Annotated in this window: 18 protein-coding genes; 5 read left to right on the top strand and 13 right to left on the bottom strand. The window is 63.0% G+C overall.

All coding sequences use genetic code 11. The features are described 5' to 3' along the window. Window positions 1–27: 27 nt before the first annotated feature. The 8 genes from ACFULT_RS08555 to ACFULT_RS08520 all read right to left on the bottom strand — a co-directional run bounded on the left by ACFULT_RS08555 (window position 28) and on the right by ACFULT_RS08520 (window position 7,016). The gene (locus tag ACFULT_RS08555) at window positions 28–801 is read right to left on the bottom strand and encodes a TauD/TfdA dioxygenase family protein (protein ID WP_378481223.1); all 774 of its coding nucleotides are present in this window, start codon (window positions 799–801) and stop codon (window positions 28–30) included. Then, on the bottom strand, window positions 798–1,823 hold the full coding sequence (locus ACFULT_RS08550) for a D-alanine--D-alanine ligase (protein WP_378481222.1): 1,026 nt from the start codon (window positions 1,821–1,823) through the stop codon (window positions 798–800). Before ACFULT_RS08550 ends, ACFULT_RS08555 begins: the two co-directional genes overlap by 4 nt. Continuing rightward, window positions 1,823–3,115 carry an ATP-grasp enzyme gene (locus ACFULT_RS08545; RefSeq protein ID WP_378481221.1) on the bottom strand — a complete coding sequence of 431 codons (1,293 nt, stop codon included), beginning with the start codon at window positions 3,113–3,115 and terminating at the stop codon, window positions 1,823–1,825. The genes ACFULT_RS08550 and ACFULT_RS08545 overlap by 1 nt, the downstream gene beginning before the upstream one ends. 6 nt (window positions 3,116–3,121) lie before the next feature. Further along, entirely contained in the window at window positions 3,122–3,952 is an 831-nt protein-coding gene (locus tag ACFULT_RS08540) for an O-methyltransferase (protein ID WP_378481220.1), read from the bottom strand. Then, entirely contained in the window at window positions 3,945–5,159 is a 1,215-nt protein-coding gene (locus ACFULT_RS08535) for a sedoheptulose 7-phosphate cyclase (protein ID WP_378481219.1), read from the bottom strand. Before ACFULT_RS08535 ends, ACFULT_RS08540 begins: the two co-directional genes overlap by 8 nt. Before the next feature lie 31 nt (window positions 5,160–5,190). Next, complete coding sequence (locus ACFULT_RS08530; protein ID WP_037113766.1) at window positions 5,191–5,859, bottom strand: HAD family phosphatase; 669 nt, start codon at window positions 5,857–5,859, stop codon at window positions 5,191–5,193. A gap of 324 nt (window positions 5,860–6,183) precedes the next feature. After that, window positions 6,184–6,549 (bottom strand): STAS domain-containing protein, encoded by a 366-nt coding sequence (locus ACFULT_RS08525; protein ID WP_037113768.1) that lies wholly within the window; start codon window positions 6,547–6,549, stop codon window positions 6,184–6,186. Window positions 6,550–6,644: 95 nt separating this feature from the next. Then, a complete protein-coding gene (locus tag ACFULT_RS08520) occupies window positions 6,645–7,016 on the bottom strand; it encodes an STAS domain-containing protein (protein WP_094719285.1) in 372 nt (123 codons plus the stop codon). 130 nt (window positions 7,017–7,146) lie between these two features. Between ACFULT_RS08520 and ACFULT_RS08515 the strand changes: the two genes are divergently transcribed. Next, the gene (locus ACFULT_RS08515) at window positions 7,147–7,560 is read left to right on the top strand and encodes an ATP-binding protein (protein WP_378481218.1); all 414 of its coding nucleotides are present in this window, start codon (window positions 7,147–7,149) and stop codon (window positions 7,558–7,560) included. 128 nt (window positions 7,561–7,688) lie between these two features. Further along, complete coding sequence (locus tag ACFULT_RS08510; protein WP_378481217.1) at window positions 7,689–8,927, top strand: PP2C family protein-serine/threonine phosphatase; 1,239 nt, start codon at window positions 7,689–7,691, stop codon at window positions 8,925–8,927. Window positions 8,928–8,937: 10 nt separating this feature from the next. Here the strand turns inward: ACFULT_RS08510 and ACFULT_RS08505 are convergent, their stop codons facing one another. Further along, on the bottom strand, window positions 8,938–9,372 hold the full coding sequence (locus ACFULT_RS08505; RefSeq protein WP_080733114.1) for a Rid family hydrolase: 435 nt from the start codon (window positions 9,370–9,372) through the stop codon (window positions 8,938–8,940). A 108-nt stretch (window positions 9,373–9,480) separates the two neighbouring features. On the opposite strand from ACFULT_RS08505, the gene ACFULT_RS08500 reads away from it, so the two are divergent. After that, on the top strand, window positions 9,481–9,978 hold the full coding sequence (locus ACFULT_RS08500; RefSeq protein WP_037113778.1) for a MarR family winged helix-turn-helix transcriptional regulator: 498 nt from the start codon (window positions 9,481–9,483) through the stop codon (window positions 9,976–9,978). Here the strand turns inward: ACFULT_RS08500 and ACFULT_RS08495 are convergent. Continuing rightward, a complete protein-coding gene (locus tag ACFULT_RS08495; RefSeq protein WP_378481216.1) occupies window positions 9,956–11,056 on the bottom strand; it encodes an aldo/keto reductase in 1,101 nt (366 codons plus the stop codon). The genes ACFULT_RS08500 and ACFULT_RS08495 overlap by 23 nt on opposite strands. Window positions 11,057–11,164: 108 nt before the next feature. On the opposite strand from ACFULT_RS08495, the gene ACFULT_RS08490 reads away from it, so the two are divergent. Then, on the top strand, window positions 11,165–11,791 hold the full coding sequence (locus ACFULT_RS08490; protein WP_378481215.1) for a TetR/AcrR family transcriptional regulator C-terminal ligand-binding domain-containing protein: 627 nt from the start codon (window positions 11,165–11,167) through the stop codon (window positions 11,789–11,791). An 8-nt stretch (window positions 11,792–11,799) separates the two neighbouring features. Next, window positions 11,800–12,642 carry an alpha/beta fold hydrolase gene (locus ACFULT_RS08485; RefSeq protein WP_037113783.1) on the top strand — a complete coding sequence of 281 codons (843 nt, stop codon included), beginning with the start codon at window positions 11,800–11,802 and terminating at the stop codon, window positions 12,640–12,642. A gap of 12 nt (window positions 12,643–12,654) precedes the next feature. On the opposite strand, the gene ACFULT_RS08480 is transcribed toward ACFULT_RS08485, so the two are convergent. The 3 genes from ACFULT_RS08480 to ACFULT_RS08470 all read right to left on the bottom strand — a co-directional run bounded on the left by ACFULT_RS08480 (window position 12,655) and on the right by ACFULT_RS08470 (window position 15,373). After that, window positions 12,655–13,230, bottom strand: a complete 576-nt coding sequence (locus ACFULT_RS08480; RefSeq protein WP_378481214.1) for a hypothetical protein — start codon at window positions 13,228–13,230, stop codon at window positions 12,655–12,657. 105 nt (window positions 13,231–13,335) lie between these two features. After that, complete coding sequence (locus ACFULT_RS08475) at window positions 13,336–14,634, bottom strand: GGDEF domain-containing protein (protein ID WP_052059582.1); 1,299 nt, start codon at window positions 14,632–14,634, stop codon at window positions 13,336–13,338. Between the two features lie 136 nt (window positions 14,635–14,770). Then, entirely contained in the window at window positions 14,771–15,373 is a 603-nt protein-coding gene (locus ACFULT_RS08470) for a hypothetical protein (protein ID WP_378481213.1), read from the bottom strand. Between the last annotated feature and the right edge of the window lie 47 nt (window positions 15,374–15,420).

Below are 15,420 nucleotides of genomic sequence, written 5' to 3'. Positions count from 1 at the left end.
AACGAGGAAGTGCTCGTGTTGCTTGGATCAGCGCGGGCGTGCCAGACGGTCGCCGGCCATGCCGCGGTGCATGACTCGGTTCCCGGTGACGCCGGTGTGATCGGCTTTGTGCATGACGCATCGGTTGTCCCAGATGACGACGTCGTCGGGGGACCAGGAATGCCGCAGGACGTTGTCCTCACGGGTCGAGTGGTCGACGAGGCGCCTGATGAGGTGCGACGCTTCGTCTGCCGTCGTCCCGGATACGGCCGTACAGCGCGCGGGGGCGGTGAGGTACAACGCTGTGCGGCCTGTCACCGGGTGCTCGAGGACCAGTGGATGCTCGGCGGATCCTTCGATGCCGTCGAGTCCGGTGACGGTGTGGGTGACGGTCGCGTGTTCGACAAGTTTCTTGTCCTCGACTGTGAGTGTCTCGTAGGCGCGATACTGGTTGCTGAACAGTGTCTGCCCGCCGTCCCTGGGTACTTCGACTGCTCGGAGAGCGGTGTACGCAGGTGGGACAGGGATGTAGGTGGTGTCGACGTGGAAGGTGGATTTCGGCGGGGTTGTTCGCGCGACGTTGGTGATGACGTTGAGATCCGGGTATCCCTCGACGGGCGTCTCGCCTTCGGTGAACATCAAGTCCCCGAGGCTTTCGAGGAACGCCGTGAATTCGTCGTTACCGACGTGCTGGCCCGGCAGTACGGCGACGCCGTGCTCGGCGAGCAGGTGTCGCAGTACATCGACGTCCGAGGTCCCGAGTCGGCCGACCGCGACGCCGGTGACGCGCACTCCCAGAGGGTTCAGAGCTTCGCTGTTCACGTTCGGACCCTTTCTCTGTCGAGTTCGCGCAGCGACAGCGCGAACAGTTCGGTCACCGAGATCCCTACTGCGCGAGCCATGACCGCAACGACACTGCCCGGCGAGTAGGAGCAGTACAGGCCGGCTTCGAGAAACCAGGGGTTGCCGTCGGGATCGATGCGGAAATCGAACAATCCGTAGTGTCGACAACCGAGAGCGCGGTAGGCGATACGGGCTGCCGCCCATACCTTCTCGGTGATTGGGTCGTCGATATCGACGATCCAGGCCTTGCGCGAATCCTTGGCCACCAGGTACAGGTCACCCTCGTCGGAACGGTTCAGCTTGTCCGCGGAGCCTCGGATCGGGTTCGACTCACCGACTGCGTACTCCTCCAGCGGCAGACACATCAGTTCGCCGTCACGAGAGAGGATTCCACAGCGAACCTCCCGACCGAGCGGGACGTACGTTTCCACCAGAGCACCGTCCGAGTGACTCAGCGCAGCACGAACGGCTTCATCGAGACCTTCGGCATCCCTGACCAACTCGACACCGACCGAGTTGTCGGCGTCCACCGGTTTGACGACCACCGGGAACGGCATCGTGGTGCTCCCGGCCGACCGGAGGACTTCACCGCGCGGTACCGCAACGCCTGCCGCCTCCACGATCGCTCGCGCGATGTCCTTGTCCGCGGTCATGGCCATTGTCTCCGGTCGATTGCCGAGAACTGGGATCGACAGCAGGTCGAACATCGCTCGGTAGCTGGTCATTCCGGGTCGGCAGAACATCTGTGGAACGACGACGTCGATGCCTGCGGTGTTCACCCACTCCATTGCTTGCCCGACGGTCCTCACCTCGGACTGATTCAGCGCGTCGAAACGATCGACGATCTGCCAGTGACCGCCTGGAGTCACGACGGCGATGTGAACACGGTAGTCGGGATTACCGTCGATCGCGTTCAGAAATCCCTGGGCGTAGACCGTGGAGAGATCGACGTGGAACTGGTCGACGGGCGAGCCTGCCAGTACGAGCACCGTCGTCGGCATCAGTCTCCTCCCTGCTCGACGAGTTTTCCGATGTTGAAGTCGATTCGCGACCAACTGCGTCCGGACACTGCGTTCTTCACCAGCAGGATCGGAATCTGTAGGTGGTGAACGAGCAGGTACGGGAGTGGATCCCACCGCGCGAAGATGGCGTCGGTTCCCTGCACGATGACACGAAGTCGGTGTCGGCGATTCGGCTCGGTCAGCAACCGCCACAGCTCGTGGTAGGTCCAGAACGTCGGCTTGGACTCGTGCGTCGGGAGCACTGCCGACTCGACTCGTCCCAGATATCCCTGAGCCAACAAGTCCTGGTCGTAGAACATCGTGATCGCGGAGTGCGTGCGCGGGTTGCACTCGATCGCGTACACCCGGCCGTCCGCGGCCTGGATGAAATCGAAGGACAGCTGCCCGGTCACACCGAGCTCGCCGACGAATGTCTCGACCCAGGAACGAATGTCAGGCACGTCGATCATCTCGTAATTCACTTGGAACGCGGACGATCTACAGCACGCGTACACGGTGAGATGCCCGTCGCGGGCCGTACCGTGGGTGCAGTACTCCTGCCCCGATATGAATTCCTGCAGGATCCACGGGTTGCTCTCGGTCATGTCCAGGCTGCGTGCGAACTCGAGGTTTCGCTGCGGCGTCGCGCTCGACAGCCGCGTCAGATCCATTCTGCCGACGGGGTTGTACGCGATCTGTTTCAAGATGTATTCACGCCCGGGGGGAAAGTCGAACGAGGCGATGTCGCCGACCGACGTGATGCGTCGCCAGTCCGGCACCGACAGACCCATCGACGCGGCCGCCTCCGAGAACGTCGACTTGTCGTCCAGCATGCGCACGGTCTCGGGGTCGGCGTGCACCACCTCGCAGAGATCGTCGAGCAGCGATGCGGCGTCGGCGTCCGGCACGCTGGAGGCAGGGCTCGCGACCGGAACGAAGACGTCGACTTGTTCACGAAGCACCACATCTCGCAGCGCATGCGCGTACCCGGGGTCCGTCGGTTCGGGAACACAGTGGAACGCGTCGACCGCCCGAGAGAATCGATGGCCGGTGAATCGGTACTTCGACGACTCGACAAGGACGACGCGATGACCTGCACGGTGGAATGCGCGCGCCAAACTCAAAGCCTTGGTCATCTTTCCACCGCTCACCATGACCGTGCGTCCCGACGGAGGGGCCGCGACGCGACGCTGATCGAGCAATGCGAACGCCACGACGACCAGATCGATGGGGAGGGTGACGGTCAGCGCACCGAGCGCACCGACCGTGCGAGTCAACGCCCTGAACTGCATGGTGGGCTAAGCCTCCACTCGTCGGATCAACGTGACACCATCGCGTAGCGGAAGTAGAACCTGCTCGACGCGCGCGTCCTCGGTCACGAAGGAATTGAATGCGTCGACGGCGTCACCATTGACGGTCCGGTATGCCGGCTCCGCGTAGGGAGCGCCCTGGAGCAGGGTGTTGTCGACGGCGATCACCGCCCCCGGCGCCAACAGATCGGTGTCCAGGAGCCGACGGTAGTACCCGAGGTAACCGGTCTTGTCCGCGTCGATGAACACCAGGTCGAACTGCACCGACTCCCCCGCGAGTCTGTCGAGAGTATCGATTGCCGGTCCCACCTCGACTGAAATTCGGTGACCGACCGGCGACGACGCGAAGCACTCGCGTGCGAAGTCCGCAACGAACTCGTCGACCTCGCAGGCGACCACTGTGCCGCCGTCGGGCAGCGCCTCGGCCATGGCCAGTGCGGAATAGCCGGTGAACATACCGATCTCCAGTACCCGTCGCGCACCGGTCATGTGCGCCAGGAACTTGAGCACCTGACCTTCGACGTGTCCGGACAGCATCTCCTGCTCCAACGGACCGGATCCGGACACCACCGTCCGGGAATCCCAGTCCATTCCCTGCGTTCGCCGGGAAAGCTCCTGCAGCGCCGACGATTCAGGGGTGGTATGCGCGTCGAGATACGGATCGAGACCGTCGGCAAGGTCCCGTGCGCGGCGCAATCGCCGCGCGAAGTCCTCACCGACCTCGCCGTTGTCGTAGGCCTCGACGAGTTCGCGCAGCTCCTTGCCCAGGATCGTCGTCGGTGTCACCGGTCGTGAGGTACGCAGGACCCCATCATTCATCGGATCCACCGGTGAACATGGCGATTCCCGCTCCCCCACGGTCGAAGTCGAGGCAGACCTTCTTGTGCAAGGCCAAGGCGTCCGCCAACTCGTCGGTGGTGAGATCGTTGAGGAATCGACACGAGCCGATGGGATCGGGAACTGCGGCGCGCAGGATGCCGTCCCGGGTCTTCAGGATCGACGCGGTCGCCGAGGTGAGCAGCTCGGGCGTCAGGTGATCGCTGTCCAAGGCGAGACCGAGCCGGTTCATGACTCCCAGGATGCGATCCCTGTCGGCGGTCGAGATCAGACCTCGCTGCTCGGCAACGGTGGTGGACAACGCCATGTCGATGTTGATCGCATGCCCGTGGAAGAAGGGCTGGGAAGGCGTCAGTTCGAGCGTCGGACTCCAGGTGTGGCCGAAGGCGATGACACGGTCGAGTTCGATCTCGTGCAGGTTCGGCGCCTCGAGCTCGAGCATCGTCTCGATCGCCTGATAGGTCAGGCGATGTGCGATGTCGCGCATCTCCGGCGTACCGCCCGAGTGCCCGAACTTCGTCGCCAACAATTCGGGTCCGTGCTCGTCGAGCATGTCGAAGATGTTCTCGTTGCCGACCACCGAAATCTTGATCAATTCGGCCATGCCGTTGCGGATTTGGTCCTCGGGCAAGGTCGCGAGGAACGAGAAATCCAGCAGGACCTTTTGCGACGCATGGTAAGCGCCGAGGCGGTTCTTGTGCTTGTTGTAGTTGACGGCGACCTTGATGGACACGCTCGCGTCGATCAGGCCGATCAGCGTGGTGGGAATGCGGATGTACGGGGTGTTGCGCCGGTAGCTGGCGCACGCGAAGCCGGCAACGTCGGTGGTGAGTCCGCCTCCGACCACGAGCACAGGTTCGGTGCGAACGAGACCGAACGCGTCGAACTCGCCCACGATGCGCTCGAAGGTGTCGAGCGACTTGGCGGTTTCCGCGATGGTGACCGGTACGACGGTCAGCGCGATGCCATGGTGATCGAAGTAGGCCTGGGCACGGTCACCGTACAAGGAGTGAACCGCCTCGTCCACGACCATCAGGCAACGACCGTAGGGCCGATAGCTTTCTGCCAGTTCAGTATTGGCTACGTCGAACACGCCGTCGACGTACACCAGATCGTATTCGATCCGCTCGTACCCTTCGACGTGAAATGCCCGGTCGGATGCAGTTACGCGTGCTTGCATATTGCTCATCGAAATGTCCTTTCGTTCTCGCGTCGAGCGTTTACGCGCCGCCCTTGGCCCATCGGGCGAGCTGGTCGGGATCGAGCCGATCGACAGTCTTCAGCGCTGCCGAGAAGTCGCCGCCGACGGTATTCGCGTTGGGGAAAGCGATGCATCGGATCGACGCCGCAGTTGCCGACTCGACTCCACCGACGTTGTCTTCTATGGCAATACAATCTTCAGCCTTCTCGCCGAGGCCGTCGATGGCGAACCGGTACACCTCCGGATCGGGCTTGACCTCGGACACGGAGGTCTTGTCCACGACGATGTCGAACGACTCGGTACCGAGTTTCTCGAATGCATCCAGGAGCGCGCTCACGTTCTCTGACGATGTCGTCGTGACGAGACCCAGCTTGTACCCGTGTTCGCGGGCACTGGCGACGGTGTCGAGGACACCCGGGCGGGGCTCGATACCTTCGGTTGCCAGAAGTCGTTGAAAGATCTCGGATTTGGTCGCGTGGACGGCGTCGGAATCGACCTGCTCACCGCGAGACGAGGCGAACTGGGCGATTCGGCCGGCGCCGCCGTTGCTGGTCAACATCGCTGCGTAGTCCTCGCGCGACCAGTTCCAGTCGAGGCCGTGCGAGGCGAATGCCTCGTTGAAGGCTCGGCGCTGAAGTTCCGATGTATCGGCGAGCGTGCTGATGGATCCGAAGAGAACTGCAGTCATGTAAAGCTCCTAGCGAGATTCTATGTGCCGTAGGCGGTCTCGTTTCCCGTACGGGCACGGGGCGTTCGGGTGATGCCGGCATCGGACATTTCTCGATCACCGACCAACTTCGTTCTTCTCCCCAACTGTGTCGACGCGGCATGTCGGACTCGTCCCCACGAAAGTCACAGATGCATAACGAAAAGTAACGGAACGATAACGCCCGTCGGAGATGGGCATGCCACGTCAGCGGCGGGTGGCCGCGATGATGTGGTCGCGCAGCGTGCGGCCGGGATCAGGCGGAATAAATCCCGGAGTGGTGAGCCGGAGTGGCGAGCCGAAGTGTCAGCCGGCCGCGACAGCAGCGAGCGCGTCCTCGCGCGTCGCGTGAATGGCCATCACGGACCCCAGCCCGAGCAGTTCGAGAGGGCGACGAGTGGCGGAACCGTCGGCGACGACGGCAATGGCAGTGAGCTCGCCCATCCGGTCGTGCGCTGCGGCCAGAACGGTCATTGCGCTCGATCCGAGGAATCCCACGCCGGTGAGATCGACGATCAGTGCCGCTGGTGTGGGCGTCAGCGCGGAATCGATCTCCGACGCGAAAGACGGTGCGGTACCCAGGTCGATGTCGCCGGTGACGGCGACGATGACGGCGTTGCCGACGACCTCGCGTCCGATGTCGAAGCGAGCTGTGCTGTCTCGAGCGGGCACGTGTACTCCCTTGGGGCGATGAAGCGTGTCGGGTCTGTCAATGCGGGCACCGGGCTAGACCTCGCGGAAGCAAGCCTACAAGGAGGCGCCGACGTCTACGCGCGGGTGGCAGCGATCGCCGCGAACGCCGCGGGGCGGTCGGCGACCGTCGTGATCACGCGATCCAGACCACTGAGCATGATGGGTCGCTGCACTACCGAGTGCGGGGCCACCAGTACGCCCATCGCACCGGGAGGCAGCGAATCGACGGCACGAACTAGCACACTCACTCCACTGGACGAGAGGAATTGGACCCCGGTGAGATCGATCACGAGACCGTATACAGCCTGAGCAGCCGCCGGATAAGCACAGTCCGCCAACCTCGGAGCACCGACGAGGTCGAGTTCTCCCGAAACGACGAGCACCGTGACACCGTCCTGCTCGGACGATTCGACGGCCAATGCCTCGCCCGCAGGCTCGTTCACCATGACTCGACGCTACGCGTAGCGAGTTTCTGCACACGCCCTCCGGATTGCTGACGCGGTCGATGCGTCGAATATCGACTTTCGGGTAACCGGGCGTCATGGCTTCTTTTCGAACATCTCCGTCCGGCCCCGTGTGATTGTCGAACCACCCGAGCCCACGTCGGCTCGGTGGACCCACAGTGACCCCGCGACCGCCGACCTCGCCGCCCAGCTGCGGCGCAATCTCCATGCCTGGCTCGACGCGCGACAGCTCTCCGACATTGCCCCTGACGTGGTACTCGCTTCGTACGAGGTGATGGCCAACAGCGTCGAACATGCATACCGAGACGAGTCTTCACCTGGCCCGCTCACGCTCACCGCCGTGCACGAGAACTTGGTGCTCACGGTGACGGTGTCCGACGCAGGCACCTGGAAACGGGCCGAGCCGACACCGCACCGCGGACGCGGTCTGGTACTCGCGGACGCGATTACCGATCACATGGCCGTCGATCACGGATCCGGCACCGAAACCACTCTGACCTGGGACCTCGATCACTCCGAGCGTTAGCGCCTTGCCGGTCGGCTGCTGACACGTAAGCCGATCTGATAGAACAAATGTGTGAACGCGTATCGAATTCGTGCGCTCGGCACCAGCGGGCGTAGCCAACGCTGTCAATACAGACGTGCATCACTGTGATGCCCGCAGACACGCCACGCTTTCTGGATACTGCTCCGGCCGGCTACCTGGCGATACGGGCGAGCAGCCAGTGCGTCGTGTACGCCAATGCGACGGTGTGCCGGACGATCGGCCGAGCACCGTCCGACGTCGTCGGGCGCCGCGTTCACGATCTTTTCGCGGACTCCAGTGCAGATACCGTGACGGCCCTGCTCACCGCGAGCCCTGACGCCGGCACCGAGACTCCCATCGGCGCCACCGCGGATCTGCTCACCGGTCCGGATTCGGTCCTGTCCATGTTGGTCATGGCCAATCGAGACATCCAGGATGACGACAGCACCATCAGATTCACTTTGCACAGTGCGACCTCGCACCGAATTCGAGAACAGACCCTCATCGAGGCCCGCGACGGGGCGCTTACCGCGCAGGCCACCACCGCCGACGCGTTGACTCGGTCGCAGGATGCGCTCGAAGCTGCAGAGGACGCGCGCAAGGTCGCCGAGGCCGAACGCACGCAGATACAGATTCTCGCTACGACCCTGCAGCGCACCCTTCTACCTCCGGTGCTGAGTTCCCCGCCCGGAACCGACGTTGCGGCCTACTACCACCACGCGGTCATCGAGGAAGTCGGCGGCGACTTCTACGACGTCTTCCCTCTCGACGAGTCCACGTGGGGATTTTTCCTCGGTGACGTGAGCGGCAAAGGCCCGGGGGCGGCAGCGGTGACATCGTTGACCCGCTACACGCTGCGGGCGGCGGCTGTGTTCGACCGCGACCCGATCACTGTTCTTCAGAACCTCAATACCGTTCTCTACCACGAGTTTCGCGGGGACGACCCACGCTTCTGCACAGTGCTTTTCGGCACCATCACCCCAGCAGTCGACGAAAAGACGACAACCATCCGGCTCGCGAGCGGCGGTCATCCCCCGGCATTGCACCTGCGCGCCGACGGCAGTGCCGAGTACATCGACACCATCGGTGGGCAACTCGTCGGAGCGCTTCGAACAGCGCAATTCAGGGCCGCCGACGTGATCCTGAAAGCTGGAGACGTGCTTCTGCTCTACACCGATGGCCTCACCGAGGCGCACGTCGGACCGGGGAAAGCGCGCTACGACGACGCCGGAGCCCTCGAAACATTCGCGAACGACGCGGCCCCGACGACCGCCGCGAGAATCGTCGACGACCTGGTGGGATTGCTGAACAGTTTCGGGTCCGGGCTTCAAGACGACGTCGCAGTGCTCGCCCTCGGCGCACCCTGAGAACGGCCGATCAGCTCACGACGGCGGAGTCCTCTTCGAGGATTGCGGCCACACGGATTTCTACGCGCATTCCATAGGCACCCAGGGCCTGAACGCCGATTTCGGTCCAGATCGGTGCACGGTCGCCCATACGCGACCGCATCTGTTCCACCATCACCCGTCCATGGGTCTCGCCGATGTATCCCGCCACCTCGGGCACATGGAACGAGTCGACCGACACGACGTCGCGCCACGTGGCGCCTGCCTGCCGAAGTGTGCGTTCGACGTTGTCGAATGCCGCGACGATCTCTTCCTCCAGGTCGGTGGGAAAGTTGAACTCGTCGTCCCACCCGCCCTGCCCCGAGATCTCCACCCGGTTGCCGATACGGACGGCCTGGTTGTAATGCATGTTCGTCAGCTGGGTGTCGCCGTAACCCGGGGTGGTGAAGAAACGAGGAGTACTCATGATCCAACCTTTCATCGATTGACTTCAATCTTGAAGTCATTTTCTACGGTGCATCACTTCACGCTTGAAGTCAAGCGGTCGACGCGGCCCGATCGGTAAGGTGATTCCATGACGAAGACGGAGGGTTCAGCCGAGGGCGACGACGACCTCCAGTCGCTGTGGCTGAACGCATCCGAGAAGGACGCGTGGACCGGGCTCGTGTCGTTGGTACTACTCATGCCCGGACGGCTCGAGGCACCACTCCAGCAGGAAGCGGGCCTGACTCTCTTCGACTACCTGACCCTCAGCCACATCTCCGAGGCGCAGGACCGAAGAATTCGAATGAGCGAACTCGCGTATCTGGCCAATGGTTCTCTGTCACGACTGTCGAACGTGGTCAAACGATTCGAGCAGAAGGGATGGGTCGAACGCTCACCCGATCCGGACGACGGCCGCTACACCACGGCCACGCTGACCCAGGAAGGCTACGACGTCGTCGTCGCCGCTGCCCCGACACACGTCGCTGCCGTCCGACAGTTCGTGCTGGACCCTCTGACAGACGAGGATCAGCAAGCCCTGGCACGCATTTCGGAAAAACTGAAAATCAGGCCCGAGGACTTGGCCTGACCGAGTGGCCGTCGACAACGGCAAAGTGGTTGGATCCAGCTGTTGGATAGAGCGGTGGATTCAGACGCGCGAAACCGTCCTGCCGGTAGTACGGGAAGTAGGGGTACGGCGCGTCGGCGTCGGAGACACTGTCGAGCAACTCGCGATGCGGAGCACTCAGCGACCATCCGGCGGCTCCGAGGTTCTCGTTGAGCTGTTCCCGGTTGCGCGCGCCGATGATCACGCTGGAGACGCTATGACGATCGCTCAACCAGTTCAGGGCTACTTGCGCAACGGTTTTGGCGGTGTCGTGCGCAACGCGATCCAGCGCGTCGACGACGCGGTAGAGGCGCTCGTCGTCGACCGGCGGTCCGGCAGAGGCGGTGGCGTGCAGCCTGCTGGACGACGGGAGCGGGACACCACGGCGGACACGTCCGGTCATTCGACCCCACCCCAATGGGCTCCATACGATCGCCCCGACTCCCTCTTCGACCGCGAGCGGCATCAGTTCCCACTCGTAGTCCCGCCCGATCAGCGAGTAGTACACCTGGTGGGCCACCGGCCGTGCAGCTCGACGCTCGTCGGCGGTCGACAACATCTTCATCAGTTGCCATCCCGAGAAGTTCGACACCCCCGTGTACAGAATCTTGCCGCTCCGGACCAGCTCGTCGAGTACGTCGACGACTTCCTCCATCGGCGTCGAGGCGTCGTAGGCGTGGAGCTGGAACAAGTCGATACGGTCGGTTCCCAGTCGGCGTAGCGCCGATTCCACTGCGTGGACGAGTCGCCGACGCGAGGTGCCGTAATCGCCGGGACCGTCCCCGGTCGGGAGCGCTGCCTCGGTGGATATCACGACCCTGTCCCGTCGTCCACGAAGCGCGGCACCGAGAACTTCCTCGGAAGCACCGTCGGAGTAGACGTCCGCGGTGTCGAACAGGTTCACGCCGGCGTCGAGACACTGATCGATCAGTTCACGTGCGGCGTCGACGTCGGTTGTCCCCCATGCTCCGAAGAAATCACCGCGTCCACCGAACGTAGCGGCGCCGAAACCGTACTCGGACACCACCAAACCGGACCTTCCAACTCGTCGATACCTCATACCGCACCTTTCTAACGGGACTGCATTACCGTTAAGACGGTACATCGGTTCGCACCGAAACGGAACTGCCGCCCCGTTAGGACCGCCCATGCCGTACGATCGACCATCATGGGGGCTGCGACGAGAGGCAAGAACGCAACCTCGACAGCGCGCCCGGGCGGCCGCACCGCCCTTGTACGCCGCGCAGTGCTCGCCGCCACCGAGGATGCGCTGATTGCGCACGGGTTCGCCGGGATCGAGCTCCCCGCCGTCGCCGACGCCGCGAAGGTAGGCAAGACGACTGTGTATCGGCGGTGGGGATCCCCCCAAGCGTTGGTATCGGATCTACTCGACGACATGGCTGCTCGATCAGTCGATGCGACGCGGACGGGCGACCTTATTGCCGACCTCTCGGCAAACGCCCAACTGGTCGTGAAAACCCTGAACGATCCCCGTACCGGCAGGCTCTTCTCCGCGCTCATCGCCGCCTCGACGCACGACGCTGACACCAAGCGTGCCTTGGCGGATTTCTACCGAACACGAGTATCGGTGTGGGCGGCCGCGGTGACCGACGCCGTCGAACGTGGAGACCTACCTTCCGACACCGACGCCGACGAAGTGATTCGACACCTGTCGGCTCCGCTGTACTACCAGTTCATGACCACCACAACGCCACTCGTCACAGCCGATGCCGACCGAGCAGTGCGAGCCACAGCAGTAGCGGCACGCGCGGGCATATTCGGCGGAGGAGGATAGGACAGACCATGGGCATTCCCGACAGCAGGTTGCCGGAACCCGAGACAGTCGACATGGACGGAGTCTCGATCGCAACATACGTTCTCGAACCTCGAACCGACGCTGTGGGCGATGTGGTCATCTGTCACGGAACGCCGTGGTCTGCAGCAGTGTGGGCAGGCGTCGCCCACCACCTGAGCCGGGATCATCGGGTTCACCTCTGGGACATGCCCGGCTACGGCCGGTCCGGAACCCTGGACGCAGCAGTCGATCTCGACACCCAGATGTCGAGATTGGCTCGGCTGCTGGCACTGTGGGGAGTGAACCGTCCGCACGTCATCGCCCACGACATCGGCGGCGCGGTCGCACTCGGTGCACATGTACTGCATGGCATCGACTACGCATCCTTGTTCTTGTGGGACATCGTCACACTGGACCCCTGGGGGTCGCCGTTCTTCAAGCTCGTCGCCGAGCACACCGACGTGTTCGCCGCGCTTCCCGCAGCATTGCACGCTGCGCTCGTGCGCGAGTACATCGCCGGTGCTGCCCGGCGCCCGCTGAGTTCCGAGTGGCTCGACACATTGACCGGACCATGGCTCGGCGAGGTCGGACAGCCCGGCTTCTACCGCCAGATCGCCGCACTGTTACCCGAACACACCCAGCCCGTGGTCCGTCGACTGGCGGAGGTTCGTTGTCGGACGCGAATCGGGTGGGGCATCGATGATCCGTGGATACCTGTAGAACAAGCATCTCGACTTCAGCAATCCTTACCAGGTGAACCGGCCGTGATAACACTCGACGGCGTCGGACACCTGGCGCCGATCGAGTCCAAGACAGCCGTATGCACGGCGGTCGACAAATGGATCCGATGAAGTGCGTGCCTTCTATCCGGCGTCGCTGAGGGCGGCGGCTTCGGTCGCGCGGGCCTTGGCGTAATTGGCGATGCTCTGGGCATAGTGCGGGGTTTCGAGTTCGCAGTGCTGTCCGGATGCCTTCTGCCGCGCTGCTGCGGCGTCTTCGAAGCTCTGTCCGCCTGCGGTGATGAATTCGAGAAATTCTTCGGTGGGGTGCGAGGTCACGGTGTTGATGTACCGCAGGTTGTCGCCGTCGAGTTGTTCGATGCCAAGTTCCCAGATGACCTGCGTGGTGGTCCAACCTGCGGCACTGAAGACATCGGAGGTCGAGACCATCTTGCAGTAGTGCTTGCCGGCGACCTCGAAGCGGTACTGCTGGATCACCAGCCCGCTGCCGATCATTTCGACATTGATCGACATCGGGGTGCCGTCGTCGTCGACTGTGTAGCCGGCAGCCTTGTGATCCCCGGGTGCGCATCGCTGATACTCGTGCGTCGGAAGGGTTTTGAGCCACTGCTCGATATCGACGAAATCGAACGGCGCGGTGACGTCGGCGGTGACCACTGCATGCGAGAGCTGAAGATCGGGACGAGGAGTTGCGCTCATGACAGTTCTTCTTTCGAGTTGAGCCGGTCATCCGGCGACTTGTTCGACAAGAAGAACTTTGGTGCACGTCGGAGGCGAAACATTGAAGGTCTCGTTACTCGTCCACTACCGGCTGCCCGGTATCCCGTCTTTCGAACCACCCGCACGCTTCTCCGGTGACCGTTTGAGCCGGTACATCGTCCGATCCGCATCGCTGAGCAAACGATCGCTGTCCGGCTCGGCGCTCCAACTGAAACCGACACTGACACTGACGTCGACTTCTCCTGATGGGAGATGGTAGGCACCACGGAGAAGCTGGTCGACTCGTTCGGCGAGCGCCGCGACGTCGTCGTAGGTGTCCGCGCTGAGAACCACGACGACGAATTCGTCACCGCCGACTCGGCACGCAACGTCCGACGCACGCACGTTGTCCTGCAGACGATGTGCGAGTTCGATCAGGACGCGGTCACCCGCAGAGTGACCGAGGGTGTCGTTGATGAGCTTGAAGTCGTCCACATCGATGTAGAGAATTCCGATCGACCCCTCCTGCGCTGTCTGCGCTGCGGCGTCGTTCAACACGGACATCAAGTGTCGGCGATTCCCCAGTCCGGTGAGATCGTCGGTGACGGCTTGCCGTGCCAAGTTCCACTCGGCAGCCTTTCGAGCTGTGATGTCCTGAATTTGCGCGATGATGACGTCTTCGCTTCCGGTGTCGCGAACGATCGTCGCATTGCGCTGTACCCAGATGACCGTCCCGTCCTTGCGGATGTACCGCTTCTCGGAGGCGACTTGCACCGCCGTGCCGCCGACCAGAGCAGCCAGATCTGCATCGGCAGACGCGAGATCGTCCGGGTGCGTGATGTCTCGAAACGATCTGGCATACAGCTCGTCCGGGCTGTACCCGGTCAGTTCACACAGAGCCCTGTTAACTTGCAACCATCGGCCCTCGACATTCACCACAGCTTTCCCGATCGGGGCGTTCTCCATCGAGATGCGAAACATGCGTACTGCCTCGTCGCGTTCTCTCTCTGCTCTCACGCGTCCACTCACGTCGACCACCAACGCGGTGAACCCGCGGACTTCACCGTCGACGTAGTCCGGAACATACGTTGCTTGCGTCGTGCGCTCGTTGCCGGCCATGTCGATCAAGGTTCGCTCGAACTGCTGCACCACCCCGCTCAACGCACCGGTGATGTACGGCAAATTCAGCGCGTACACAGCGGAGCCCAGCACGTCCTCGATGTGCATTCCTCGCATGTTCTCCGGAGTGATGCCGAAGATCTCGGTGTAGACACGGTTGGCGAAGACATTGCGTTGATCGAGGTCCCAACAGCCGATCATCGACGGGAGTTGATCGACGGCGCGCAGGACGATGCCTTCGACGTCCTCTGTCGGTTCCGCATCGCGACTGTGAACATCAGCCACTGGTCACCTCGTCTGTACATGTCAGTGCCCCCGTGCCGTGACGCTACCTGAACAGGTACGCGATCCGCTCCGACTACCCCTCCCTCTGATAGGTCTGGACAAGTGTCGTCGCACACCGCACGCATCCCATGCTCGATCACCGGGCGAGCGCGAACACCTCCTGATCGTCGACGTCGCGGCGGGTACCATCGCCGAGTAACTCGACATAGAACGCCTCGTAGTTTCGAGGATCGGCGCCGCTGTCCCCGGTCGATCGACGTTCGAACACCCGAGCCTGTGGCCATCGGCCGAGTACCGACGATCGCAGCCCGCTTCCCTCGGGTGCTGTGCCCCCGGATGGGCCGTATTCCCCGACGATCACAGTGACCACCACACCGCTTCGGGTCACGGTGGTGACCGGGAATACGACGGCCGACGCACTGTCGGGTAGAGCGAGCGTGATGGAATCGGTGTCGAGGCGGCCAGGTTCGTTCCCCTTCGTCGTCGACTCGTCTTGCGTAGGTTCCTTCGTCTTCACCGCATTCCGGGTACGGCCCCGACCTGCTCTGAAGGTCAGGGCGGCCGAGACCAGCGCAGCCACTGCGGCTCCACCCGCGACGGCACCCCAGCCCGTCCGTCCTGCGGCCGATACGGTCAGGGATAGGCCGACAGCAGCGACGCCCGTCAGCAAAAGCGCCTCGGCTGCAGCATCTTTCAGAAATTCGACTCCCGTGCGCCGAACAGTGTCGTGGGTATCCACGTATGCCTCCCTTGCGTCGATATGCACAGCTCGTAGACTGCTCCGTG

This window comes from Rhodococcus sp. NPDC057297 (genome assembly GCF_042667435.1).
Classification (GTDB): Bacteria; Actinomycetota; Actinomycetes; order Mycobacteriales; family Mycobacteriaceae; genus Rhodococcoides.
The sequence above is the reverse complement of the archived record's forward strand: the minus strand, read 5'-3'. Positions and strand labels throughout refer to the sequence as shown.